Raw genomic sequence first — 25249 nt, 5'->3', positions numbered from 1 at the left:
GGCGGCCCGGCCGCCGGGTGGGTGGTCGCTCGTAGCCTGGGCCCGTGACCTCACGACCTGTCATGACGCTCCCCCGCGCCGACGTCCTCGCGGCACGCTGGCACGCCCAGCAGCTCGACCGGGCACCGGGCACGGCCGCCGCGCCCGACGAGGTCGCGGTGCTCGACCTGGGGGTGCAGGACACCGGGCCCGACGGCGCGGCCTGGGCCCTCGCGGTGCGCGGCGCCCCGGGCGTGCGGCCGGGCAGCCTGCCGCCGACCCTCGCTCTCGCCTGGACCCTGCGCGGCGCCCCGCACGTCTACCGTGGCGCCGACCTCGCCGACGTCGCGGTCGCCACCGCCCCGCTCTCGGAGGCCGACGCCGCCAAGCGGGTCTTCGACGCGAGCGCGCCGCTGCGCGCGGCGGGCGTCGCCGTGCTCGACGCGCTGCGCACCGAGGCGCGGTGGGAGCGCGAGCTGGTCGTCGAGCCCACCGTCAAGGGCGACCTGTCGACGCGGCTGACGCAGCACCTCCCGGAGCCGTACCTGCGCTGGTGCCGGTCGTGCGGCGCGACCCACAGCTACGAGCAGACGTTCCGGCTCGCCGCGCTCCAGGCCGGGCTCGAGCTCGAGCCCGGCACGTCGCCGCCGGTCCTGCGACGGGTCCCCGACCTCGAGCCGTCGCTGTACGGACGGCTCGGGGCCGAGGCGGTGCCGCGCCTCGACGTCGTGCGCGGGTACCTGCGCTTCTTCCCCGCCGCGAGCGTCCAGGACGTCGCCGGGTTCCTCGAGGCGCCGGTCAAGGACGTCCGGGCCCACTGGCCCGACGACGCGGTGCGCGTCGAGGTCGCCGACGCGGACCCGGGCGCGCGCCCGGTCGAGCGCTGGGTCCTGGCCGACGACGTCGAGCACCTCGCGGGCGCCACGGCGCGCGTCCGCGACGCCCAGCCCGGGGACGGCGCTCCCGTCGTCCGGCTCGTGGGGCCGTACGACCTGTACCTCCAGCTCCGCGACCGCCCGACGCTCGTCCCGGACGCGGCCCGCGCCAAGGACCTGTGGCGTGTCCTGGGCCGGCCGGGAGCCGTGCTCGCCGGCGGCGAGGTCGTCGGGACCTGGCGGCCCCGCGCGTCAGGGCGACGGCTCTCGGTCCTCACCGACCCCTGGGTCCCGTGGGACGCCGGGCTCACCGACGCCGTGGCCGAGCAGGCGGAGCGCCTGCGCGCGTTCCGCGACGCGGCCTCCGTCACCGTCTCGTCGGCGTAGACGGCACCCACGAGGTCGCGGGATCAGCGCTTCACGTGGCCGTAGCGGTGCGTGGTGCGGCTGACGGCCTGCTCGTGCAGGACCGTGAGCAGCTCGCGACGACCGCTCGCGACGACGGGGTGGTCCAGGACCGTGACCTCGCCGACGCGCTCGGCGGCGGCCTCGTGCAGCCCGGGTGCCGACCCGACGACGCGGACGCGACCCCGGACCGCGCCCGACGCGACGCGGCGCGCGAACTCCTCGTCGCTCACCGCGGCGTCGCCCGTGCTCGGCACGACGACCGCCGGCACGCCCGCCGTGCGGGCGGCGTGCAGGACCCGCTCGACCTCGACGGGGAGCGCGTCCGCTCCGGGGCGCACGGTGAGGACGTCGACCGGCCGGTAGCGGAAGACGTTCGACTCGGCGCGCAGGCCCGAGGCGTCGTGCGCCACGGAGAACTCCTGCTCCCACCACCGCGTGTCGTCGGCCTGCGCCCAGGTGAGCCACGCCTCGGGCGCGGCGTCGCGGGCGGGCGGTGCGGCGTCGGCGGGCGCGGCCCGCCCGGGCGCCGTGGTGCCCGACGACGTGCCCGCGCCCTCGTCCGCGGCCCCGCCCGTCGCGTCGGCCCAGCGGCCGAGCTGCGCGACGTAGTTCGGGCCGCCCGCCTTGGCGCCCGGTCCGACAGCCGACTGCTTCCAGCCGCCGAACGACTGCCGCTGCACGATCGCGCCGGTGATGTGCCGGTTGACGTAGGCGTTGCCCACCTGGACGGCGTCGAGCCAGCGCTCGACCTCGGCGTCGTCGAGGCTGTGGATGCCGCCCGTGAGACCGAACGGGACCGCGTTCTGCAGCGCGATCGCCTCGTCGAGGGTCGCGGCCGTCATGATCCCGAGGACCGGCCCGAAGTACTCGGTGAGGTGGAACGGCGAGCCGGGCGCGACACCCTCCTTGAGACCCGGCGTCCAGAGGCGGCCCTCCAGGTCGGGGCCGCCGTCCAGCAGCCGCGGCCGCACGAGCCAGGACTCCCCCGGCTCCAGCGTCGTCAGCGCGTGCAAGAGCTTGCCCGACGCGGGCTCGGTGAGCGGGCCCACGGTCGTCGCGACGTCGGTCGCCGGACCGACGGCGAGCGAGCGCACCGCGTCCACGAGCTGGCGCCGCACGCGGCGCCCCGTCTCGGTCCGCGGGTCGCCCGCCGAGCCGACGAGGATCGCGAGCGACGCGGCCGAGCACTTCTGCCCCGCGTGCCCGAACGCCGACCGCACGAGGTCCGCGACCGCGAGGTCGAGGTCCGCCGACGGCGTGACGACGAGCGCGTTCTTGCCCGACGTCTCGGCGAGGACCGGGCGCGACGGCTTCCACCGCGCGAAGAGCTGCGCGGTCTCGATCGAGCCCGTGAGCACGACGCGTGCGACGTCGTCGTGCGTGACGAGGCGCGTGCCGAGCTCGTCGTCGGGAACGCGGACGTACTGCACGACCTCGGTGACCGAGCCTGCGTCCAGCCCGGCGAAGTCCCCCGGCGCGGCTGCGACGGCGTCGCGCAGGCCCGCGTGGATTGCCTCGACGGCGACCTCGAGGCAGCGCGGCGTGGGCGGAGCGGGCTTGGCGAGCACCGCCGACCCGGCCGCGAGCGCCGCGAGCACCCCGCCGACGGGGATCGCGACGGGGAAGTTCCAGGGCGGGGTGACGAGCGTGACGCCGTCGGGCGTGAAGCGGGCGCCGGGCACGTGGTCCAGGTCCTCGGCGGACCGCGCGTAGTAGTTCGCGAAGTCGACGGCCTCGCTCACCTCGGGGTCGGCCTCGGCGACGGTCTTGCCGGGCTCGTGCACCATCGCGGCGACGAGGTCGGTGCGCGCCTCCTCCAGGCGCCGGGCGACGGCGCGCAGGGCGGCGGCGCGGGCCGCCGGGGCGACCTGCGACCACGCGGCGGTCGCGCGCACGGCGGTCGCGACGGCGTCGTCCACCTGGGCGGTCGTGGTGAGCTCGGGCGTGCGGACGGGGACGTACCCGGAGCCGGTCCCGGTGACGTGGCGGGCCCAGTCGCGCGAGGCGGCGACGGCGGGGTCGGTGTCGGGGGCGTTCGCGAAGCCGCCCCCGCCGAACCCGGGGTTGCGGGTGGGTTCGGCGCCGTCGTGGCCGGTAGTCCCGGGTTCGACGGGCTGGTGCGGACCGACGGCGGTCGGGGCGTCCGCACGCGGGCGGCGGCGCGGCGTCACGTCGGCCTCCGCGTAGTGGACCCCGTGGCGCACGGACGCGCGGAACGCGGCCTCCTGGCGCTCCATGGGGCTGCCCGCAGGCGACCCGTCGGGCGCGAACATGGCGTGGAGGAAGTTCTGCTCGGCGGCGTTCTCCTCGAGGCGGCGCACGAGGTAGGAGATCGCGACGTCGAAGTCCTCGTCGCGCACGACGGGCGTGTACAGCACGACGCGCCCACCATGCCCCGCGTGCGGGCCGGACTCGACGCGGTCGGCCGCGACCTCGTCGCGCACGGCGCGCGCCTCGCCGGGGGCCATGCCCTGGAGCATCTCGACGTCGAGCGCGTGGCTCACGCCGCGGGCGCGGCCGAGGAGCACGGCGAGCGCGACGTGGAACAGGTTGTGGCTCGCGACGCCGATCCGGACCGCGTCCGTGCGGGGCTCGCGCAGCGCGTGGTCGAGCAGGCGGACGTAGTTCGCGTCGACGTCGGGCTTGGTCGGGTACGGCGCCTGCGGCCAGCCGTGGAGCTCGGCCTCGACGGCCTCCATCGCGAGGTTCGCGCCCTTGACGAGGCGGACCTTGATCGGCGCGCCGCTGGCGGCGACGCGCTCGGTCGCGAACCGGGTGAGCCCGTCGAGCGCGCCGAGCGCGTCGGGCAGGTACGCCTGGAGCACGATCCCGGCCTCGAGGTCATGCAGGTCGTCGTGCGCGAGGATCTCGCGGAAGACCGCGGTCGTGAGCGCGAGGTCCTTGTACTCCTCCATGTCGAGGTTGAGGAAGACGCCGTGGTCGCGCGCCGCCCGGTACAGCGGCAGCAGCCGCTCGACGACACGCGCGCACGACCCGTCGAGGTCCCACGTGACGAGCTGCGACGCGACGGACGACACCTTGACCGACACGTAGTCGACGTCGGGGCGCCGCACGAGCGCGAGCGTGCGCTCGAGGCGCGCGTCCGCCTCGGCCTCGCCGAGCACGGCCTCGCCGAGGAGGTTGACGTTGAGCGCGTAGCCCTCCGCGCGGGTCCGGGCGAGGTGCGGGCCGAGGCCGCGGCCGGCGTCGGCCACGAGGTGGCCCACGAGCTGGCGCAGGCGCACCCGCGCGGCCGGGACGACGACGCGCGGCAGCACCGGCGCGACGCCCGCCCCGACGCGCAGGAGGGACCGGTCGACCGGCCCGAGGAACGACCCCGCGCTGCCCGCGAGCTCGCCGAGGCGGGCCAGCGCCCGCGCGGCGACGTGCACGTCCTGGGGGCGCGCGACGTCGTCGACGAACCGGACCGCGAGCTCGAGGCCCGCGGGGTCGGAGACGAGCGCACCGAGCCGCTCGGCGGTCCGGCGGGCGCGCGCGTCGCCCGCTCCCTCGCTCGCGGCGAGCCAGCGGCGGGCCAGCGCGACGGCCTCCTCGACGAGGTCGTCCGGGGAGGTGAGGGTCGTGTCGCCGACGGCTCCGGGGGTGGGGAGCGGCCGGGCAGGCGCGTCGTTGCTCATCCCTCCAGGGTGCCTCGGGTCGCGGTGACTCGTCTTGTACGATCCGGGGCGACATGGCACCCGTCCGCGACAAACCGTGGCCCGAGGGCGCGGCGCTGCTCCGAGCGCTCAGCCCCGCCATGGTCGCGCTCATGGACGAGCTGCCGGACACGATGTTCTGCGCCAAGGACGTCACGGGCCGGTACGTCGCGGTCAACCCGGTGTTCGTCGCGCGGACGAACGAGCGCTCGCGCCGCGCGGTGCTGGGCCGACGCGCGCGCGACCTGTTCGTCGCGCAGCTCGCCGAGCGCTACGAGCAGCAGGACGCCGAGGTGCTGCGCGGGCGCGCGCTGCGCGGCGAGCTCGAGCGCATCCGGCGGCTCGGCGGCACGTCGGGCTGGTTCCTCACGTCCAAGCTCCCCGTGCACGACGACGCCGGTCACCTCGTGGGGATCGTCTCGGTCTCGCACGACCTGCGCGCGGGCGCGGCGGACGACGCGACGATGGGCTCCCTCGCCGCGCTCGTCGCCGCGGTCGAGGCGGACCTCGGGGCGCGCTGGACGACGGCGCGGCTCGCCGAGGCGGCCGGGTGCACGCCCGCGGTGCTCGACCGGCGGGTGCGACGCGTCTACGGCGTGACGCCGCGCCAGCTCGTGCTGCGCACCCGGGTCGACCACGCGACGCGCCTGCTCGCGGGGACCACGGTCTCGATCGGTGAGGTCGCGGCCGAGAGCGGCTTCTACGACCAGCCGTCGTTCACCCGCACGTTCGCGCGCCTGGCAGGCGAGACCCCGGCCCAGTACCGCCGCCGCTCGCGTCGCTGACCGCCCGCGCCCTGCCGCCGAACCCTGGTTCTCTCCTCACCGTCTGCCAGTCCTGGGGAGAGATCCAGGGCTCGGCGAGGACCGGGTGGGGGTCGCGCGGTGGCGCGCGGCGGCGTCGGGCACGGAGACTGGCGGCATGACCTCCGCAGACTCCTCGCACGCCGTCCCGACCGTCGACCTGCCCGGCGGGGCGATGCCGCTGCTCGGGCTCGGGACGTGGCAGTCCGAGGGCGACGACGCGTACCGCGCCGTGCGCCACGCGCTCGACGTGGGCTACCGGCACGTCGACACCGCGACGGGCTACGGCAACGAGGCACAGGTCGGGCGCGCGCTCGCCGACTCGGCCGTGGACCGCGACGACGTGTTCGTCACGACCAAGCTCCCGCCGGACGCCGCGGGGCGCGAGCGCGAGACGCTCGAGGCGTCGCTGCGCGACCTCGGCACGGACCACGTGGACCTGTGGCTCATCCACTGGCCGCCGGCGGGCGAGGCGTCGCCATGGGTGTGGGAGCGGTTCGTCGAGCTGCGGAACGAGGGCAAGGCCCGATCGATCGGGGTGAGCAACTACTCGGTCGAGCAGGTCGACGTCGTCTCGGAGCAGGTCGGTGAGGCACCCGCCGTCGACCAGATCCCCTGGAGCCCCGCCGACTACGACCACCGCCTCGCGCACGAGCTCGCGCAGCGCGGCGTCGTGCTCGAGGGGTACAGCCCGTTCAAGCGCACCGACCTCGACGCGCCGGTCCTCGCGGAGGTGGCCGCGGCGCACGGCGTCACGCCCACGCAGGTCGTGCTGCGCTGGCACCTCGACCACGGGTTCGTCGTCATCCCCAAGTCGGTGACGCCGGAGCGCATCGAGGCGAACTTCCAGGTGACCGGGTTCAGGCTCACGGCGGACGAGCTCGCGGCGATCGACGCGCTGGGCCACCACCGGGGCGCGTGAGCGGCGAGCGCCCGCGCCGGGGGTAGCGTGACCCTCGGTGCCGCACACCCCCGCGGCACCGAGGAGAACCTCGAACCGGAGGAACCGTGACGACGACGTCCGTGCCGCCCACCCTCACGAGCGGCGAACCCACCCCGCACGACCCCACCCCCCGCACGACCCCGCAGCACGCCCTCGCGTCCGCCCTCGACACCGCGCACGCGCAGCTCGCCGGCGCGGTCGGGTTCCTCGGCTACGACGAGGGTCTGCACGAGATGCTCGCGACGCCGCGGCGCGAGGTGAACGTCGCCGTCCCGCTGCGGCGCGACGACGGCCGTACCGTCCTCTTCCACGGCTACCGCGTGCAGCACAACGTCTCGCGCGGCCCCGGCAAGGGCGGGCTGCGCTACTCCCCGAGCGTCGACATCGACGAGGTGCGCGCGCTCGCCATGTGGATGACGTGGAAGTGCGCCCTCGTCGACCTGCCGTACGGCGGGGCGAAGGGCGGCGTCGCGATCGACCCGCGCTGCTACTCCGAGGCCGAGCTCGAGCGCGTCACGCGCCGCTACACGTCGGAGATCATGCCGGTCATCGGCCCGGAGCGGGACATCATGGCGCCCGACATGGGCACGAGCGAGCAGACCATGGCCTGGGTCATGGACACCTACTCGGTGAACCAGGGCTACACGATCCCGGCCGTCGTGACCGGCAAGCCGATCACCGTGGGCGGGTCGCTCGGCCGCACGACGGCGACCAGCGCGGGCGTCGTGCACGTCACCGCCGCGGCGCTCGACGAGGCGGGCGTGCCGCTGTCCGACGTGACCGTCGCGATCCAGGGCTTCGGCAAGGTCGGGTCGCACGCCGCCGCGATCTTCGCGGCCCGCGGGGCGCGCGTCGTCGCGGTGTCCGACCAGTACGGGGGCGTGCACGACCCGGACGGGCTGGACGTGCGCGGGCTGCTCGAGCACGTCGCCGCGACCGGCAGCGTGGTGGGGTTCGACCGCGCCGACCCGGTCGACAACGACGCGCTGCTCGCGCTCGACGTCGACGTGCTCGTCCCGGCCGCGGTCGAGGGCGTGCTCGACGGTGACACCGCGCGCACCGTGCGCGCCCGGTGGGTCGTCGAGGGCGCGAACGGTCCGACGACCGCGGAGGGCGACCGCGTCCTCACCAAGAACGGCGTGACGGTCGTGCCGGACGTGCTCGCGAACGCGGGCGGCGTCGTCGTGTCCTACTTCGAGTGGGTGCAGGCCAACCAGGCGTACTGGTGGACCGCGGAGGAGATCGGCGAGAAGCTCGAGCACCGCATGCTCCACGCGTACGAGGAGGTCGCGACCCTCGCACGCCGCGAGGAGCTGAGCCTGCGGGACGCCGCGCTCGTCATCGGCGTCCAGCGTGTGGCGGAGGCGCACCAGATCCGCGGCCTCTACCCCTGACCCGCGACGCTCGGCCCCGCCGAGCACGGGCTCCGCGACCGTCCTGGGCTCGATCCGGTCGCGGATCCCGTGCTCGGCGGGTGATCAGGCGCGCGCCGGGCGGGTCGCCGCGACGACCGCGGCGACGAGCGCGACCGCGGACGCGCCGACGGCCGCCCAGGCCACGGCGGTGTCCACGAGCTCGCCCTGGAAGCGCCCGACGGCGATCCACGCGAGACCCCACGACATCGCGAGGCCGATGCCGAGGGCGACCGCGCGGCGCCCGGCGGCGAACGCCGCCCACGCGACCGACAGCGCCGCGGCGAGGACGACGAGCACGACGGACCAGCCCGTCGCGCCGAGGCCGAGCTCGCCGACGCCCGCGTCCGCGAGCGCCGCGGCGACGTTCGCGAGCGTCGCGACGCTCACCCAGCCGGTGTACAGGCCCGTCGTCCCGTCGAGCACGACGGCCTGCGCGGTCGACTCGGGCCGCCGGCGCACGAGCCGCACGACGACCACCGCGTCGACCGCGAGCAGCGCCGCGATGACGACGACGCTGAACGGGATCCACCCGGCCTGCACGACGCCGATCCACGCGGCGTTGAGGACCATGGAGACGAGGACCCACCACGCCGTCGCGCGCAGCCGCGGGCTGGTCGCGTGCCGCGGCAGCGCCTGGTAGACCGCGAACGCGAAGAGCCCGAGGTAGATCACGGACCAGATGCGGAACGCCGGGTTGTCGGGCGCCACGGGCGTCGCGGTCGAGGACAGCGCGCCTCCGGCGGTCTGCTCGACGGCCGTGCCGCCGAACGCGCCCGCGCCGTAGGCCGCGGCACCGGCGGCGACGAGCGAGCCGACGAGGACGACGACCTGACGGACGCGGTCGGAGGGCGCGGGCGCGGGGACGGCGCCCGCCGGGACGGCTGCGGTGGTCATGCTCCACCGTCGCATCGATCAGCATGCTGAGCATCCGGGGAGGGGCCGGCGGACGGAACTGGTGCCCCGGGCACACGGGCCACTATGCTCCGGCGCCAGACCGCCGCGCGGGTGCGGCGCATCGTGAGAGGCACGCCCATGACCACGACCCTGCGCGCCGCGCTGTCGGTCCTCCTCCTCGTCGGGTTCTACGTCCTCGCGCTCGGCGCCGTCGTCGGCCTCGGCGCGGCGACCGTGTGGGCGTTCTCGGAGCACGCGAGCGGTGGTGCCGCGAAGCTCGGGTTCTTCACGATCGTCGTCGCGGCAGGCCTCGTCGTCGCGCTCGTGCGCGTCGCCAGGGCGGAGAAGCAGGGGCCGGGCGGGGTGCCGCTCGCCGAGCGCGATGCGCCCGAGCTCTGGGCCGCCGTCCGCGAGCTCGCGCAGGTCGCGGACACGCGCACCCCCGACGAGATCCGGCTCGTCGCCGACGTCAACGCCGCCGTCAGCGAGGACACGCGCCTGCTCGGTCTCGTCGGCGGGACGCGCCGCCTGTACCTGGGCGTCCCGCTGCTGCAGGGCCTGACCGCCGCGCAGCTCCGCTCGGTCCTCGCGCACGAGCTCGGCCACTACTCCCGCTCGCACACGCGCCTCGGCCCGCTCGCCTACCGGGGCCGTGAGGCGATCATGGCGACGGTCGGGCAGCTCCAGGGGAACGTCGTCGGCTGGCTGCTCAAGCAGTACGCGAAGCTCTACGTCCTCGTGTCGGCAGCGGTCAGCCGCCGCCAGGAGCTCGAGGCCGACGAGCTGTCCGTGCGCGTCGCGGGCCGCGCGACCGCCCAGGCGGCGCTGCGCGAGGTCCCGGTGATCGACGCCGCGTGGGGCTTCTACACCAGCCAGTACGTCGGGCTCGGCTGGGAGCACGGCCTCGCCCCGACACCGGCGGGCGTCTTCGGCGGTTTCGACGAGCTCCTGCGCGGCCGGGCCGGCGACCTCGCCGAGCTCCGGTCCGACGACGCGCCCGCCGAGCAGTCCGCGTGGGACACGCACCCGTCGATCGCGCGGCGCGTCGCCGCGATGGACACCATGCCCGACGGCGGCACGGTCGCCACGGACGAGCGGCGCGCCACCGCCCTCGTCCCGGGCTTCCCGACGTGGGCCGAGCGCGTCGCGGTCGAGGAGGTCGCGTTCGGGACGCGCGCGCAGCTCCCGTGGGACGCCCTCGTCGCGGCGGCCATGCCGATCCACGACCAGCGCACCGCGGACACGCTCTACCGCGCGGTGGGTCGCGCGGCCGGTCGCCCGCAGGGTGACCTGGCGACCCTGCTCGACCTGCTGGGCACCGGCCGCCTCGACGCGATCGCGCGCGACCTCGTCCCCGGCGCCCCCGCCGAGGAGGCCCGGGACGCGATCACGGGGGCGATCTCCTCGGCCCTCGCGGCGGCGGCCGTCCGGTCCGGCGCGGCCCGGTGGCGCGCGTCGTGGACGGGACCGGCGACGCTCGAGACACCCGACGGCACCGTCCTGGACCTGGCGGAGGTCGCGCGCCTCGCGGCCGACCCCGCGACCACCGCGGAGGCCCGCGCCCGGCTCGACGCCCTCGGCATCGACGTCGCGGGCGCGGTCCAGCAGACCGCGCAGGCGACCGCGCACGGCGGCGACGTCGTCGGCGGACTCGCGAACGTCAAGGTGGACGGGACGTACCACGACGTCCTGGTGCTGGACGTAGGTCTGATCCTGGCGCCCTGCCCCAAGAAGACGGAGGGCGGCAAGGCACGCCTCGTGGAGCTCCTGCGCTCGGCGCCCGTCGCCGACCTCGCCGCGCGGTACCGGTACGTGCCGTACGAGCAGATCGCCGCGGCCGCGATCCGCAAGGTCACGCCCGCGCGCGTCGACCTCGCGCTGCACGACGGCACGACCCTCACGCTCCACGAGACGTGGTCGGGCGAGCGGCTCACCAAGGACAGCGACGAGGCGCTCGTCGCGCACGTCGCGCCGTACGTCCGCGAGGGCGAGCCGAACACCGTCCCCGCGGGCTGACCCAAAGGTTCGACCTGCGCCCCGCGGCCACGCCGAGAACGACACTACGCGCCGTCGAGCACGACATGAGGGTCGTCATCCACGGGATAACGACCCTCATGTCGTGCTCGGCGCCGTGGGGTCAGGACAAGGGCTGGCGGTCCGCCCACGCCGTGAGCGTCGTGCGCGGGCCCGTGAAGAACGGGACCTCCTCGCGCACGTGGCGGCGGGCCTCCGTGGCGCGCAGCTCGCGCATGAGGTCGACGATCCGGTGCAGCTCGTCGGCCTCGAACGCGAGGATCCACTCGTAGTCGCCGAGCGCGAACGACGCGACCGTGTTGGCGCGCACGTCCGGGTAGTCCTTCGCCGCGAGGCCGTGGTCGCGCAGCATGGTGCGGCGCTCGGCGTCGGGCAGGAGGTACCAGTCGTAGGAGCGCACGAACGGGTACACGCTGAGGTAGTCGCGCGGCGCCTCCCCCGCGAGGAACGCGGGCACGTGGCCGCGGTTGAACTCGGCCGGGCGGTGCAGCGCCGCGTTCGACCACACCGGCTCCAGGTGCGCCCCGAGGCCGCTCGCGCGCAGGCGCTGGTAGGCACCCTGGACGGACTCGATCGTCGGGCCGTGCCACCACACCATGAGGTCGGCGTCCGAGCGGAGGCCCGCGACGTCGTACCAGCCGCGCACGACGAGGTCGCCGTCCGTCGCGGACGGGTCGTCACCGCCGCCGACGGCGGTCAGCGCGTCGGCCACGAGGCCCGCCCGCTCGTCGGCGTCGGCGGGCAGGGGCGCCGCCGTCGCGAAGACGGACCACATCGCGTAGCGGATGGTGGTGTTGATCTGCTCGTGGTCCGCGGGGACGCGCGCGGCGTCGTTCATCGGGGTTCCTCCCTGGTCGGTGCGGGATCTTCGCCGCGGTGGCTCAGCTGTGGATGTCGGTGCTGCACAGCGCGGGGACGCCGCTCGGCTCGCCGTCGCGACGCAGGCAGCAGCCCGGCGCGCACACCGACCGGAACGCCGGGAGGTCGCCGACGGTGGCCTCCTCGACGTCCTCGCCGCGCGCGAGGGCCGCGCGCTCGACGAGCAGGTCGACCAGCCCGCGCACGAACGGCTCGCGCGTGCCGACGGTCCCGGCACGGACCGCGGTCATCCCGAGCCCGGTCGCCGTCTCCATCGCCTCGGTGTCGAGGTCGTACGCGACCTCCATGTGGTCCGACACGAAGCCGATCGGCGAGAGCACGACGTCGCGGACGCCGTCCTGCGCGAGGGCCTCCAGGTGGTCGTTGACGTCGGGCTCGAGCCACGGCTGGCTCGGCGGCCCCGAGCGCGAGCAGTACGCGAGGTCCCACGCGACGTCGTGTCCGAGGCGCGCCGACACCTCGGCGGCGATCACGCGCGCGAGGTCGAGGTGCTGCTCCGAGTACGTCGCGTGCGAGACGCGCGACGCGGCCTCCATCGTGTCCGGGATGGAGTGCGTGACGAACACGAGGCGCGCGGCGGCGCCGTCGCCGCCCTTGGCCGCGAGCGCCGCGTAGCCGTCGAGGACGGCGTCGACGTTCGCCTGCGCGAAGCCGGGGTGGTTGAAGTAGGAGCGCACCTTGTCGAACTGCACGCCCGTCGAGCCGTCGGGGCCGAGCTGGCCGCGCCCGTCGAGCACGACCGCGAGGTCCTCGCGGTACTGACGGCACCCGGAGTACGACGAGTACGCCGACGTCACGAGCGCGACCGCGTTCTTCGCGCCCAGCGCCTCGAGCTCGTCGATCGCGTCGGTGGTGTACGGCTCCCAGTTGCGGTTGCCCCACACGACCGGCAGGTCGACGCCGCGGCGCGCGAGCTCGGCCTCGAGCGCCGCCTTGAGCGCGAGGTTCTGCTCGTTGATCGGGCTCTTGCCGCCGAAGCCGTAGTAGTGCTCGCCGACCTCCTCGAGGCGCGAGTCCGGGATGCCCTTGCCCGCGGTGACGTTGCGCAGGAACGGCACGACGTCCTCGGGCTTGTTGGGCCCGCCGAACGAGTAGAGCAGCAGGGCGTCGTAGGGGCGCAGGTCGGGGGTGGGACCGGGGTCGACGTCGCTCGTGGGGGCGCTGGCGGACGCAGCGGGCGCGGCGGCCCGGCCCGTGTCGGCAGCGACGTCCTGGGGGGAGAACGGGGGCATGCTCCCGATCATGGCACCTGCTCCGACCCCCGCCCGCCCGGAAGCGGACCGGAGGGACGTGACATTGACGGGACAGAGTGTCACCTCGTCCGGTCACCTCGCCCGGCCCCCTAGACTCGGCCTCGCTCGCTCCTCGGGCCGGGCACCGGGCACCGTCGCCCGCCGCGCAGGACCGCCCGAGCCGGACCACGTGGAGGTGGAGCGGTGCCGCTCCCGGAGATCACCGAGCGCGTGCCGCTCACCCTGCCCGACGGCCTGCTCGACCGCCGCTCGATCGGCTGGGCGCGCCAGCCGCTCGTCAACACGTCCGGCGTCGCGCGGGACGGCCGCCGCCATGCGGGCCGGAACAAGCGCTGGGAGTACTGGGGCGTCGTCACCCCGACCCACGTCCTCGCGCTGACGGTGTCGTCCCTCGACTACGCGGCCGTGCACGAGGTGTGGGTGCTCGACCGGGAGTCGGGTCGCACGTGGGGCGCGGACGCGACCGTCGTGCCCGCGCGCGGCGTCGAGCTGCCCGGCTCGCTCGGCGACGGTCCCGCCCGCGCACGGGCGAAGAACCTCGCGATCGACCTCGACGAGGTCGACGGCGGGACGCGCCTGCGGGCGCGGACCCGCGACGTCTCGTTCGACGTCGTCGCCGAGCTGCCGCCCGGGCACGAGCGGCTCGCCGTCGTCGTGCCGTGGAGCGACTCGCGCTTCCAGTACACGGTCAAGGACGTCGCCCGCCCGGCGCACGGCACGCTGTGGGTCGACGGACGGACGGTCGACGTTCCCGCCGGGTCGTCGTGGGCCGTCCTCGACCACGGCCGCGGGCGCTGGCCCTACGACGTCCGGTGGAACTGGGGCGCGGGCTCGGGCGAGAGCCACGGGCGGGTCGTCGGGATCCAGGTGGGCGGACGGTGGACGGTCGGCACGGGCTCGACCGAGAACGCGATCTCCCTCGACGGGCGGATCCACCACCTCCCCGACGAGCTCGCGTGGGACTACGACCTCGCCGACCCGCACCGGCCGTGGCGGGTCACCGGCGGCGGGCTCGACGCGACGTTCGAGCCCTTCCACACGAAGGTCACGCGGACGCACCTCGGCGTCGTGTCGTCGTCGACCGACCAGTGCTTCGGCCACTGGTCCGGCACGTTCACGCCACCCGCCGCGGGGACCGACGGCGACGCCGCACCGGAGCCGGTGCGGTTCGACGGCCTCGTCGGCTGGGCCGAGGAGGTCCACAACCGCTGGTGGCAACCCGCCGTCGGGCCCCGCTCCCCCGACGACCCTGCTCTCGGTCGAGAACGACTTCGGTGTCGTTATCCCTCGGACGACGACACCGAAGTCGTGTTCGGCAGCGGGCCGAAGGTCAGCCCTTGACCGCTCCGCCCAGGCCGGCGCCCTGGAGGAACATGCGCTGGAAGACGAGGAACAGGCCCACCGGGATGAGCGTCGAGATCGCGAGGGCCGCGAGGAACACGCCGAGGTCGGTCGACGCCTCGATGGACGGCAGGCGCACGGACAGCGGCTGGATCGCCGGGTCCTTGAGGACCAGCAGCGGCCAGAGGAAGTCCTTCCACGCCGCGATGACCGCGAAGACCGAGACCACGCCGATGATCGGCTTGGACATCGGCAGCACGATCGACCAGAACAGCCGGTACGGCCCGGCGCCGTCCATGCGGGCGGCCTCGAACACCTCGCGCGGGAGGCTGTCGAAGAACCGCTGGACCAGCAGCACGTTGAACGCGCTCGCACCCGCCGGGAGCCACACGGCCCAGAAGCTGTTGATGAGCGACCGGCCCAGCAGTGGCGGGTCGAGGATCGTCAGGTACAGCGGGACGAGCAGCACGATCGCGGGGACGAACATGGTCGACAGGACGAGTGCCTGGACGACCTTCCCGTACTTCGGCCGCAGGACGGACAGCGCGTAGCCGCCCGTCGTCGCGACGAGGATCTGCGACGCCCACGACCCGACCGCGAGCCAGATCGTGTTGAGGAAGTACCGGCTGACCTGGACGTCGTTCCACGCCTTGTCGAGGTTGTCCCACGCGATGCCGTTCGGGAAGATCGCCATCGGGGTGCGCAGGATGTCCTGGGTCGGCGTGACGGCGTACTTGGCGAGCAGCAGCATCGGGCCGAGCCCGGCGACCACGAGGATCACGAGCAGCAGCACGTGCGTGCTGCCCATCCCCCACCGGATCGACGGGCGGCGCCAGTCCGCCTCGGAGAGCGCGCCACGGTCCTCGACGCCGTCGAGCGCCTTGCGACGGCGGGCGCGCACCCTGCGGCGCTCGGACTCGCGCCGGGAGCGGCTCGCCTCGGCGGCGCGTCGGGCCGTGCCCGTGCCGTCCGTCGGGACCGCCGGCGTGCTGTCGGCCGTCGCCGCGGAGTCCTGCGAGACGACGCCGATCTCGCTCGGGTTGTCGGTGGGCGAGAGAGTCATGACGTGCTCCAGGACCGGGTGAGCCGGAAGTAGAGGATCGAGAAGACCGCGAGGACGGCCGCGAGCATGATCGACAGCGCGGTCGCCGCCCCGTAGTCGCCGCCGAGGCTGTTCTGGAAGGCGTAGCGGTAGATGAGCAGCAGGATCGTCAGGGTCGCGTTGTTCGGCCCGCCGCCCGTGAACAGGTAGGGCTCGAGGAACACCTGCGCGGTCCCGATGACCTGGAGGATCAGCGTGATGAACAGGACGCCGCGCAGGGCCGGGAGCGTGACGTGCCAGATCTTGCGCCACAGCCCCGCGCCGTCCACCTCGGAGGCGTCGTAGAGCTCGGGCGGCACGCTCGTCAGGGCGGCGAGGTAGATGATGATCGTCCCTCCCGCGCCGGCCCACGTGGCGGCGAGCACGAGCGACGGCATGGCCGTCGAGGCGTCCTGGAGCCACGGGTACGGGCCGAGGCCGACCCAGCCGAGGATCGTGTTGAACACGCCCGTCGGGCTGCCGTTGTAGAAGAACTTCCACAGCAGCACGGCGACGACCGGCGGCACGACGACCGGCAGGTAGGCGAGCGCGGAGTACAGCCCGCGCGCCCGGCGGACCTCGCGCATGAGGACGGCCGCGATCAGCGGGATCGGGTACCCGAACAGGAGCGCGAGGAACGCGAAGTACAGCGTGTTCTTCACGGCCTTCCACAGGAGCGGGTCGTTCAGCACCTGCCGGAAGTTGTCGAGCCCGACGAACGTCGGGTCGCTCACGAGGTTCGTCTCCTGGAAGCTCATGATCACCGCGCGCACGATGGGGAACCACGAGAAGACGCCGAAGATCAGGATGAGCGGCAGCAGGAAGACGAGGTTGCTCAGGCCGCCGCCACGGAACCACGTCACGGGGCTGCGGCGTCGGCCGTCGCGGTCGGCCCGCGCGTGGGAGGCGGGTCCCCGTCGCGGCGGGGCGGTGGTGGCGGTCACGGGCGAACGTCCTTCGGTGCGGTGGGGAGGTGCCCGACGACGCGAGGTGCGTCGCGCCGTCGGGCACCGGCGGGGTTCGGGTCGGCCGGCAGGGGGCGCTGCCGGCCGACCCGGGTCTGCGGGTCGCGCAGCCCGTACGGACCGCGCGACCGCGGGGCGTCAGCCCTGGTCGAGCAGGGCCTGCGCCTCGGTGTTCGCCTGCTCCAGCAGCGCGTCCACGTCGGCGTTCTCGTCCGTCAGGACGGCCTGGACGACCGGGTCGAGCAGCGCGTAGATCTCCTGCGTCTTCTGCGACGGCTCACCGACGAGCGGCAGGTCGAACATCGTGTCCGTGTAGCTCGTCATCTGGTCGAGCGGGACGTTGATGTAGTCCTTGATCCACTCCTGGTTCTGCTCGTACTGCTCCTGGGAGAACATCGGCAGGACCGGGGTGCCCACGGGCTGGTCGTTCGCGACGAGCGTCTCGGCGTCGGCGACCGCGCGCTTCTCGTCGACGAGCTTGGCGAGGTAGAAGAAGTCGATCCACTTGATGGCGGCCTCCTTCTTGGACTCGTCCACGTTGGCCGGCATCGCGGCGAGCGTGCCGCCCGTGAGGACGCCCGCGTCGTCGCCCTCGAGCGGGAGCGCCGCGAGGCCGTAGGTGGCGGGGTCGACCGCGTTCGTCTGGACGAGCGACGTGAAGACGTCGGAGCCCGACGTGTACATCGCGACCTGGCCGGCGGCGAACGCCTGGTTCATGGTGCCCCAGTCGAGGAGGAAGTTGCTCCCGAGGGAGTTGTCCTCCCAGCGCATGGCCTTGAGCCACTCGAGCGCTTCCTTGGTGCCGTCGTTGGTGAGCGTGGAGGTGGCGGTCCCGTCCTCCGCGACCTCCTGCGTGCGGCCGCCGCGCGCGAACGTGTTGACCGTGAGCTGCCAGCCGCCCGTGTTGTTCTGCGACATCTGCATGTAGCCCGCGACGCCGGGGTTGGCGTCCGCGATCTTCTTCGCGTCCTCGCGGACCTCGTCCCACGTGGTCGGCGGCTGGTCGGGGTCGAGCCCGGCCGACTCGAAGAGCGCGCGGTTGTAGTGCAGGCCGACGCCGTAGACGTTCTTCGCGGGGATCGCGTAGACGTGGCCGTCGGCGCCCGTCCCGGCCTCGATGATCGCCGGGTTGAACTTGTCGGCGTAGGGCAGGGTGCGGAACTGCTCGTCGAGGTCGGCGAGCTGGCCGTTCTCGACGAGCGTCTTCGCGTCGGTGAACGGGATCTCGAAGACGTCGGGCAGCGTGCCGCCGGCGAGCTGGGGGGCGAACGTCGTCGCCTTCCACTCGTACTCCTCCGGCACGATGTCGATGTCCGGGTTCGCGGCCTCGAACTCCTCGACCTGCGCGTTGAAGGCGTCGATCGCCTCCTGCTCGGAGCCCGGGAGGAGGGAGACCACCTTGAGGGTGACCTTCCCGTCGCCGTCCGAGCCGCTGCTCTCGTCGTCGCTGCCCGAGCCGCCGCTCGAGCACGCGGCGAGCGTGCTGATCGCGAGCGCCCCCGCGAGGGTGAAGGCGATCGCCTGACGTGTGGACTTCATCGTCACTCCTGTGTTCCGGTGGTGCTGGTTGGGTGTGCTGGGTGGGTGCTGGGTGTCCGGGCCGACCGGCTCGCGGCCCGGGGACTGGTGGCGGTCAGGCCGCGTGCCGGCCCGTGCGCGGTGTCATGCGCGCAGCCAGACCGCGGTGTCGGGGGCGAGGCGCGTCGGTGGCTCCGACACGTCCGCCCCGTGCGAGGTGCCGCTGTGGAGGAGGACCTCGGCGTCCGCGGGCAGCGGCACGTCCTCGGCCCCGAGGTTGACGACGCACGTGACCGCGCGGTCGTCGTCGCCGCGGGTGTCCTCGCGGACGAACGCGAGCACGTCGTCGCCGAGCGCGACCCCTCCCAGGGAGTCGAGCCAGCGGAACGCCTCGCCGTGCAGCGCGGGCTCGGCGCGCCGCGTCGCGAGGACGCGGCGGTAGAGCGCGAGCATCGACGTCTCGTCGTCGGCCTGCGCCTCGACCGAGAGCTCCCCCCAGCCCGCGGGCTGGGGCAGCCAGGGCCGCGCGCCGCCGTCGGGCCCGAACCCGTTGCTCGTGCCGCCACGCGTCCACGGGAGCGGGACGCGGCAGCCGTCGCGGCCGGGGTCGACGCCGTCGGAGCGGAAGTGCATGGGGTCCTGGATCGCGTCGAGCGGCAGGTCCTCGACCTCGGGAAGCCCCAGCTCGTCGCCCTGGTAGAGGTAGAGCGAGCCGGGCAGCGCGGCGGAGAGCAGCGCGGCGGCGCGGGCCCGACGGCGCCCGGTCTCCAGGTCCGTCGGCGTGCCGAAGCGCTTGGTCGCGAACGCGAACGAGCTGTCCTCGCGGCCGTACCGCGTCACCGGGCGCGTGACGTCGTGGTTCGAGAGCACCCACGTCGCGGGCGCCGCGACCGGGGCGTGCGCGTCGAGCGTCGTCTGCACGGACTCGCGCAGCGCCTTCGCGTCCCACGGGCGCGCCATGAAGTCGAAGTTGAACGCCGTGTGCATCTCGTCCGGGCGCAGGTACTGGGCGAACCGGGCACGGTCCGCGAGCCACACCTCGCCCACGAGCACGCGGGGCTCCTCGTAGGAGTCCGCGACGGCGCGCCAGCCGCGGTAGATGTCGTGGAGCTCGTCGCGGTCGACGTGCGGGTGCTCGCCCGGGCCGGGGTGGGCCGGGACCTCGGGCAGCGCCGGGTCCTTGACGAGCTGGGCCGCCGAGTCGATGCGGATGCCCGCGGCGCCGCGGTCGAACCAGAACCGCAGGATGTCCTCGTGCTCGCGGCGCACGTCGGGGTGGTTCCAGTTGAGGTCCGGCTGCTCGGGAGCGAACACGTGCAGGTACCACTCGCCGGGCGTGCCGTCGGGGTTCGTCGTGCGCGTCCACGTGCTGCCCTGGAACTCCGAGACCCAGCGCGTCGGGATCTGGGACCCGTCCTCGCCCTTGCCCGGGTGGAACCAGAAGCGCTCGCGCTCGGGCGACCCGGGGCCGGCGGCGAGGGCGGCCTTGAACCACTCGTGCTCGGACGAGACGTGGTTGGGGACGACGTCGATGATCGTGCGGATGCCGAGCTCGCGCGCCTCCGCGATGAGCTGCTCCGCCTCGGCGAGCGATCCGAACTGGGGGTCGATCGCGCGGTAGTCCGCGACGTCGTAGCCGCCGTCGGCGAGCGGCGACACGTACCAGGGGGTGAACCAGATCGCGTCGACGCCGAGGTCGCGCAGGTAGGTGAGGTGCTGGCGAACGCCCGCGAGGTCGCCCGTGCCGTCGCCGTTCCCGTCCGCGAAGCTGCGCACGTACACCTGGTAGATCACGGCGCTGCGCCACCAGTCGGGCGACGCCGCCCCCGGCTCCCGCACCGCCTGCGCGAGGGTCGCGTCGGGGGTGGGTTCGCCGTCGGCGACTCGGGGGTGATCGTTGCTCACCGCGTCCTCTTCCGTGAGTTCGTGGGCTGCACGTCCGTGGGTCCGTGCCTCGCCTGCTGCTGCGCACTGCGTCCGTTCCGACCGGGTGGGTCCCCGGGACGGCCGTCGTGCACCGGGTGCCCGACCGCGCCGTCGTGGACGACTGTAACTAGACGACAGGATGCGCGCAAGAATCCGACAGCACCGTTATCGAAACGCTATCTCTCGACGTCGAGAGACCTACGCCCGCTTGCGAAGCCCTCCTCGCGGGAGCCCGCCCGCGCCGACGACGCGTCCCGCCGGCGCCGAACCCGGGCTCTCTCCCCACGCACGAGCACGGGTCAGGAGAGATCCCGGGTTCGACGTCGACGCGAGGGCACGACGACGAGGGCCCCGGGCCGGCGCGCGAGCGGCCGGGCCGAGGCCCTGGAGGGGTGGGGTGCAGGCTAGGAGGAGGTGGCCTCGCGGCCGGCGGCGTGCGCGGCGGCGGTCGAGCCGCGCACGACGAGCTCGGGCTCGAACAGGAGCTCGTCGCGCGAGACGTCGGCGCCGGCGATCATGCTCGCGAGCAGGTCGACGGCGGCCCGGCCCATCGGCTCGATGGGCTGGCGGACCGTCGTCAGCGCCGGGTCGGTGGAGTTCATGAGGTTCGAGTCGTCGTAGCCGACGACGGAGACGTCGCTCGGCACGTCGAGACCGGCACGCCGCACCGCGCGGACGGCGCCCAGGGCGAGCGGGTCGCTCGCGCAGACGATCGCCGTCGCGCCGGCCTCGAGCAGCCGGTTCGCCGCGGCCTGCCCGCTCTCGAGCGAGTACTGGCTGTGCACGACGAGCGCCGGGTCGAGCACGTGGCCCTGCCGCTCGGCGAACGCCTGCGCCGCGGCGAGCTTGCGCTCGGACGGCACGTGGTCCGCCGGCCCGAGCAGCAGGCCGACCTTCTCGTGGCCGAGCGAGAGCACGTGGCCGAGCGCCTGGTTCATCGCGACGAGGTCGTCGCACGAGACGCGGGGGAAGTCGAGGTCCTCGATCGAGGCGTTCATGAGCACCACCGGCAGGCCGAGCTTCTCGAGGCGGCGGAAGTGCGCGTGGTCGGCCAGGCGCTCGGCGTAGAAGCCGCCCGCGAAGATCACGCCCGACACGTGCTGCCCCAGGAGCAGGTCGATGTACTCGGCCTCCGTCACGCCGCCCGCGGTCCGCGTGCACAGCACCGGCGTGAAGCCCTGCTGCGCGAGCGCGCCGCCGATGACCTCGGCGAACGCCGGGAAGATCGGGTTGACGAGCTCGGGGAGCACGAGCCCCACGAGGCGCCCGCGCTCGCCGCGCAGCTTGGTCGGCCGCTCGTAGCCGAGCACGTCGAGCGCGGTGAGCACCGCGTCGCGCGTCGCCTGCGACACGCCGGGCTTCCCGTTGAGCACGCGGCTCACCGTGGCCTCGCTGACACCGACCTTGGTGGCGACCTCCGCCAGACGTCTCGACATGCCGTCGACTATACGCGCCATTGCAAGCCGCTTGCGTGATTCCGGCCCACCCGAACGCACGCTTGCGTCAAGACGGTTCGCGCGGCTCCGCGCCGCCCCCCGCCTCTGCCGAACACGACATGACGGTCGTTCTGGCGCTCATACCGACCGCCATGTCGTGCTCGGCGCGGGGTCGGGGCGTGGTCGGGGCCGGACGGGGGTGGGGGCGGCGCGGGTGGGGGAGTGGGGGGGGTGGGGAGTCGGCGGGGGTTGCGGCTAGGCTCGTTCGGTGTCCTTTCAAAAGGTGCCCGCGCCACGCCCCGAGCCCATCACGGACCCCTTCGGGATCCTCCCTGCTCCGGTGGCGCTGACGCCCGGCGCAGGGACGACGGCGATCCTCGACGGGACGCGGGTCGTCGCGGACCCGGCGCTGCGCGCCGCCGCCCGCTGGTGGCGCCGGACGACCGAGGACGCCTTCGGCCTCGATCTCGTGCCGGCCGGTCCCTCGACCCCTCTCCCCGTCGGGCCCCCGACCCCGCTCCCGGTCGACCGCACGGCACCAGCGCCCTCCGACGCCCCTCCCGTGGTGAGGTTCGGGCTCGACGGCGACCTGCCGCCGTCGGGCTACCGCCTCACGGTCGACGCCGCCGGGGTCCGCGTCGACGCCGGCGACCTCGACGGCGCCCACGCCGCCGCGCAGACGCTCCGCCAGCTCGCCGGCCCGGGCGCGTTCCGCCGCGCCCCGGCCGACGCCGCCGCCACGCCGACGCTCGCCCTCCCGCACGTCACGATCACCGACCACCCCCGGTTCGCCTGGCGCGGCGTGCTGCTCGACGTCGCGCGCCACTTCCTGCCCAAGGCCGACGTCCTGCGGTTCGTCGACCTCGCCGCCGCGCACCGGCTCAACGTGCTGCAGCTCCACCTCACCGACGACCAGGGCTGGCGCATGGAGATCGCGCGCTACCCCCGGCTCACCGAGGTCGGGGCGTGGCGCAGCGAGTCGGGCGTCGGCACGTGGCGCGCCGGCGTCTTCGACGGCCGCCCGCACGGCGGCTTCTACACGCAGGACGACCTGCGCGAGATCGTCGCGTACGCGCGCGAGCGCGGCGTGACCGTCGTGCCGGAGATCGACGCCCCGGGTCACGTCGAGGCCGCCGTGGCGGCGTACCCGGAGCTCGGCACGCGCAAGCAGCCGCACGAGGTCCGCACCACGTGGGGGGTGAGCACAGAGGTGCTCGACCCGTCCGAGGAGTCGCTGACGTTCTTCCGGCACGTGCTCGACGAGGTGCTCGAGGTGTTCGACGCCCCGTTCGTCGCGATCGGCGGCGACGAGGTGCCGACGACGCTGTGGCGCGAGAACCCCACGATCGTGGCGCGCGCCGAGGCGCTCGGCCTCGACGACGTCGGCGGGCTGCACGGCTGGTTCCTCGCACGGCTCGCGGAGCACGTCGCGTCGCGCGGGCGCCGCGCGGTCGTGTGGGACGAGGCGTTCGGCCCCGCGCTCCCGCGCGACGTGGTCGTGACGTCGTGGCGCGGCTGGGCGGTCGGGGCGGACGCGCTCGCCGCGGGCCACGACGTCGTCATGGCCCCGGAGCAGGTCGTCTACCTCGACCACCGCGGCGGCGACACCCCCGACGAGCCGGTGCCCGTCGGCTTCCTCACGACCCTCGACGACGTGTACGCGTTCGAGCCGCTGCCGTCGGAGCTCGCCGGCTCGCGAGCGGACTCGGAGCCCCACGGGAGCGGCGACCGGCCGGGCGTCCTGCTCGGCGGCCAGGCCGAGCTCTGGTCCGAGCACCTCGACTCCGCCCGCCGGGTCGACTACGCCGCGTTCCCGCGCCTCGCGGCGTTCGCGGAGGTCATGTGGTCACCCGAGGCCGACCGGTCCCCCGGCTCGCCCGCGTCGCGCGCGTTCCGCGAGCGACTGGTGACGCATCACCTGCCACGCCTCGACGCGGCCGGCGTGGAGTACCGCCCGCTCGACGGGCCGCACCCGTGGCAGACTCGCCCGGGCGTCGCAGGCTGGCCGCGCGACCGCGCGGCCGAGCTCGCCGCGGGCGGCCTGCGCGGTGTGGGCGGCTGGGTCGAGGGCCGCGACGAGGACGAGGGAGGCCCCGCGTGAGCGCGCTCGTGGTCCGTGGCGCCCGGCTCGTCGGACCCGACGGCGGGGCCTCCTCCCCCGTGGACGTGACGGTCCGTGGGGGCCGGGTCGAGAGCGTCGGCCCTGCGGCCGGGGCGCGGGCGTTGCCCGAGGACGTGGCGATCGTCGATGCGGGCGGGCGGCTGGTGCTGCCGGGGTTCGTGGACGCGCACGTGCACGGCGAGGCCGCGGTCCTGGACGAGGACGTGCAGCTCGCGATGCTGCGTCAGGGCGTGACGAGCGTCGTGGTCGGGCAGGACGGGGTGTCCTACGCGCCCTCGCCCGCCCCGGGCCAGGCCCGCGGCCCGGGCGAGGCACGCGGCCCGGGCCAGGCACGCGGCCCGGGCGCCGAGACGGCGTCGGGCCTGCACGACGCCGCGGCCTGGGCGAGCGGGTACTTCGCCGCGATCAACGGCACCCACCCCACCTTCCGCGGCGGGTCCGTCGCCGACCTCCTCGCGACCTACGACCGCACGACCCGGGTCAACGTCGGCTACCTCGCCCCGCACGGCACGATCCGCTACGCGGTCCTGGGCCCCGCGGCCCGCCCCGCGACGCCCGCCGAGACCGACCGCATGCGCGCCCTGCTCACCACCGCGCTCGACGACGGCGCCCTCGGGATGTCGACCGGCCTGGAGTACGTCCCGGCCACGTACGCCGACGAGACCGAGCTCGTCGCCCTCACCAGCATCCTCGCCGCCCGCGGCCTCCCCCACGTGTCGCACATGCGCGGCTACGAAGACAAAGCCGGGCCCGCGTTCGCCGAGCTCGTGCGCCTCGCGCGCGCGACGGGCGTCGCGACCCACGTCTCGCACTACCACGGCCCCGCCGCCGAGCTGCTCGGGTACGTCGAGGACGCCCACGCCCAGGGCCTGGACGTCACCTTCGACTCCTACCCCTACCTGCGCGGCTGCTCCATCCTGTCCATGGTGTCCCTACCCACCTGGCTGCCCGTCGCCGACGTCGACGCGACCGTGACCGCCCTGACCGACCCCGCCGTCCTGGACCGCCTGCACCGCGAGCACTTCCCCACCCTGACCGACCTGTGGCCCCGCATCACCATGGCCGCGGTCCCCACCGGCACCGCCGCCGGAGCCCCCGACGCCCGACCCGCCGAGGACCTGACCTGGACCGAGGGCATGACCCTGCCCGACGTCGCCGCCCACCTGGGCCTGACCCCCGCCCAGACCGCGGTGCACCTGCTCGTCGCGACCCGCCTGCGCGCCTCGTGCGTGTTCGCCCAACCCCCGACCAACTCACCCGACTCCGTGCGTGCCCTGCTACGCCACCGCGCGCACGTCGGCGGGTCCGACGCGATCTACGCGCCCGTCGCAGGCGGCGGCCGACCCCACCCGCGCGGGTGGGGCGCGTTCGCGCGCTTCCTCGCCGAGCACGTGCGTACGCTCGGGGACTGGACCTGGCACGACGCCGTCACGCACCTGTCCACGCGGCCCGCCGCACGGTTCGCCCTCGCCGGGCGCGGCACGGTGGTGCCCGGCGCGGTCGCAGACCTCGCGCTCGTCGACCCCGACCAGGTCCGCGACGAAGCGACGTACGAGGACCCGCGCCGCCCGGCGTCCGGCGTGGACGACGTGCTCGTGGCGGGCGTGCCCGTCCTGCGCGACGGCAGGCTCACTACCGCCCTGCCGGGCCGGCCGCTGCGTCCGGGCACCGGCGTGCGGTCGGCGTGACCCGCCTGCCCGCCCCGTCCAGCACGAGAGCCC

General features: G+C 74.8%; 17 protein-coding genes. 8 read left to right on the top strand and 9 right to left on the bottom strand.

The genetic code is table 11. From position 1 onward, the window contains the following. The first annotated feature begins 44 nt into the window (after window positions 1–44). The gene (locus tag ABRQ22_RS03960) at window positions 45–1241 is read left to right on the top strand and encodes a crosslink repair DNA glycosylase YcaQ family protein (protein WP_353708660.1); all 1197 of its coding nucleotides are present in this window, start codon (window positions 45–47) and stop codon (window positions 1239–1241) included. A gap of 23 nt (window positions 1242–1264) precedes the next feature. Here the strand turns inward: ABRQ22_RS03960 and ABRQ22_RS03955 are convergent, their stop codons facing one another. Further along, a complete protein-coding gene (locus ABRQ22_RS03955; RefSeq protein WP_353708659.1) occupies window positions 1265–4900 on the bottom strand; it encodes a bifunctional proline dehydrogenase/L-glutamate gamma-semialdehyde dehydrogenase in 3636 nt (1211 codons plus the stop codon). A 53-nt stretch (window positions 4901–4953) separates the two neighbouring features. Here ABRQ22_RS03955 and ABRQ22_RS03950 point away from each other — a divergent pair, with 53 nt between their 5' ends. The 3 genes from ABRQ22_RS03950 (at window position 4954) to ABRQ22_RS03940 (ending at window position 8058) form a co-directional block, all read left to right on the top strand. Then, on the top strand, window positions 4954–5703 hold the full coding sequence (locus ABRQ22_RS03950; RefSeq protein ID WP_353708658.1) for a helix-turn-helix domain-containing protein: 750 nt from the start codon (window positions 4954–4956) through the stop codon (window positions 5701–5703). A 136-nt stretch (window positions 5704–5839) separates the two neighbouring features. Beyond that, window positions 5840–6643, top strand: coding sequence for an aldo/keto reductase (locus ABRQ22_RS03945; protein ID WP_353708657.1), 804 nt, complete (start codon window positions 5840–5842; stop codon window positions 6641–6643). An 86-nt stretch (window positions 6644–6729) separates the two neighbouring features. Continuing rightward, the gene (locus ABRQ22_RS03940; RefSeq protein WP_353708656.1) at window positions 6730–8058 is read left to right on the top strand and encodes a Glu/Leu/Phe/Val dehydrogenase; all 1329 of its coding nucleotides are present in this window, start codon (window positions 6730–6732) and stop codon (window positions 8056–8058) included. 84 nt (window positions 8059–8142) lie between these two features. Here ABRQ22_RS03940 and ABRQ22_RS03935 read toward each other — a convergent pair whose 3' ends face one another. Continuing rightward, on the bottom strand, window positions 8143–8973 hold the full coding sequence (locus ABRQ22_RS03935; RefSeq protein WP_353708655.1) for a tryptophan-rich sensory protein: 831 nt from the start codon (window positions 8971–8973) through the stop codon (window positions 8143–8145). A 138-nt stretch (window positions 8974–9111) separates the two neighbouring features. On the opposite strand from ABRQ22_RS03935, the gene ABRQ22_RS03930 reads away from it, so the two are divergent. Beyond that, window positions 9112–10989, top strand: coding sequence for a M48 family metalloprotease (locus tag ABRQ22_RS03930; protein WP_353708654.1), 1878 nt, complete (start codon window positions 9112–9114; stop codon window positions 10987–10989). A gap of 121 nt (window positions 10990–11110) precedes the next feature. Here the strand turns inward: ABRQ22_RS03930 and hemQ are convergent, their stop codons facing one another. Together hemQ and ABRQ22_RS03920 are read right to left on the bottom strand one after the other, a co-directional pair. Then, entirely contained in the window at window positions 11111–11845 is a 735-nt protein-coding gene (gene hemQ, locus ABRQ22_RS03925) for a hydrogen peroxide-dependent heme synthase (protein ID WP_353708653.1), read from the bottom strand. A gap of 43 nt (window positions 11846–11888) precedes the next feature. Then, window positions 11889–13118 (bottom strand): ferrochelatase, encoded by a 1230-nt coding sequence (locus ABRQ22_RS03920; protein ID WP_353708652.1) that lies wholly within the window; start codon window positions 13116–13118, stop codon window positions 11889–11891. A gap of 204 nt (window positions 13119–13322) precedes the next feature. Between ABRQ22_RS03920 and ABRQ22_RS03915 the strand changes: the two genes are divergently transcribed. Continuing rightward, window positions 13323–14480, top strand: a complete 1158-nt coding sequence (locus tag ABRQ22_RS03915) for a DUF2804 domain-containing protein (RefSeq protein ID WP_353708651.1) — start codon at window positions 13323–13325, stop codon at window positions 14478–14480. On the opposite strand, the gene ABRQ22_RS03910 is transcribed toward ABRQ22_RS03915, so the two are convergent. The 5 genes from ABRQ22_RS03910 to ABRQ22_RS03890 all read right to left on the bottom strand — a co-directional run bounded on the left by ABRQ22_RS03910 (window position 14470) and on the right by ABRQ22_RS03890 (window position 21406). Next, on the bottom strand, window positions 14470–15543 hold the full coding sequence (locus tag ABRQ22_RS03910; RefSeq protein ID WP_353708650.1) for a carbohydrate ABC transporter permease: 1074 nt from the start codon (window positions 15541–15543) through the stop codon (window positions 14470–14472). The genes ABRQ22_RS03915 and ABRQ22_RS03910 overlap by 11 nt on opposite strands. After that, window positions 15540–16424, bottom strand: coding sequence for a sugar ABC transporter permease (locus ABRQ22_RS03905; RefSeq protein WP_253053695.1), 885 nt, complete (start codon window positions 16422–16424; stop codon window positions 15540–15542). The genes ABRQ22_RS03910 and ABRQ22_RS03905 overlap by 4 nt, the downstream gene beginning before the upstream one ends. Before the next feature lie 240 nt (window positions 16425–16664). Next, complete coding sequence (locus ABRQ22_RS03900; protein WP_253053072.1) at window positions 16665–18065, bottom strand: extracellular solute-binding protein; 1401 nt, start codon at window positions 18063–18065, stop codon at window positions 16665–16667. A gap of 123 nt (window positions 18066–18188) precedes the next feature. After that, on the bottom strand, window positions 18189–19883 hold the full coding sequence (locus ABRQ22_RS03895) for a glycoside hydrolase family 13 protein (protein ID WP_253053693.1): 1695 nt from the start codon (window positions 19881–19883) through the stop codon (window positions 18189–18191). A gap of 491 nt (window positions 19884–20374) precedes the next feature. Then, on the bottom strand, window positions 20375–21406 hold the full coding sequence (locus ABRQ22_RS03890) for a LacI family DNA-binding transcriptional regulator (RefSeq protein ID WP_253053070.1): 1032 nt from the start codon (window positions 21404–21406) through the stop codon (window positions 20375–20377). A 268-nt stretch (window positions 21407–21674) separates the two neighbouring features. Between ABRQ22_RS03890 and ABRQ22_RS03885 the strand changes: the two genes are divergently transcribed. Next, window positions 21675–23507, top strand: a complete 1833-nt coding sequence (locus ABRQ22_RS03885) for a beta-N-acetylhexosaminidase (RefSeq protein ID WP_353708649.1) — start codon at window positions 21675–21677, stop codon at window positions 23505–23507. After that, on the top strand, window positions 23504–25216 hold the full coding sequence (locus tag ABRQ22_RS03880) for an amidohydrolase family protein (protein ID WP_353708648.1): 1713 nt from the start codon (window positions 23504–23506) through the stop codon (window positions 25214–25216). Before ABRQ22_RS03885 ends, ABRQ22_RS03880 begins: the two co-directional genes overlap by 4 nt. Window positions 25217–25249: the final 33 nt, after the last annotated feature.

It is taken from the genome of Cellulosimicrobium sp. ES-005 (genome assembly GCF_040448685.1).
Taxonomy (GTDB): domain Bacteria; phylum Actinomycetota; class Actinomycetes; order Actinomycetales; family Cellulomonadaceae; genus Cellulosimicrobium; species Cellulosimicrobium cellulans_G.
Note: the sequence above shows the minus strand (reverse complement) of the source record. Positions and strands in the feature narration are given on the sequence as shown.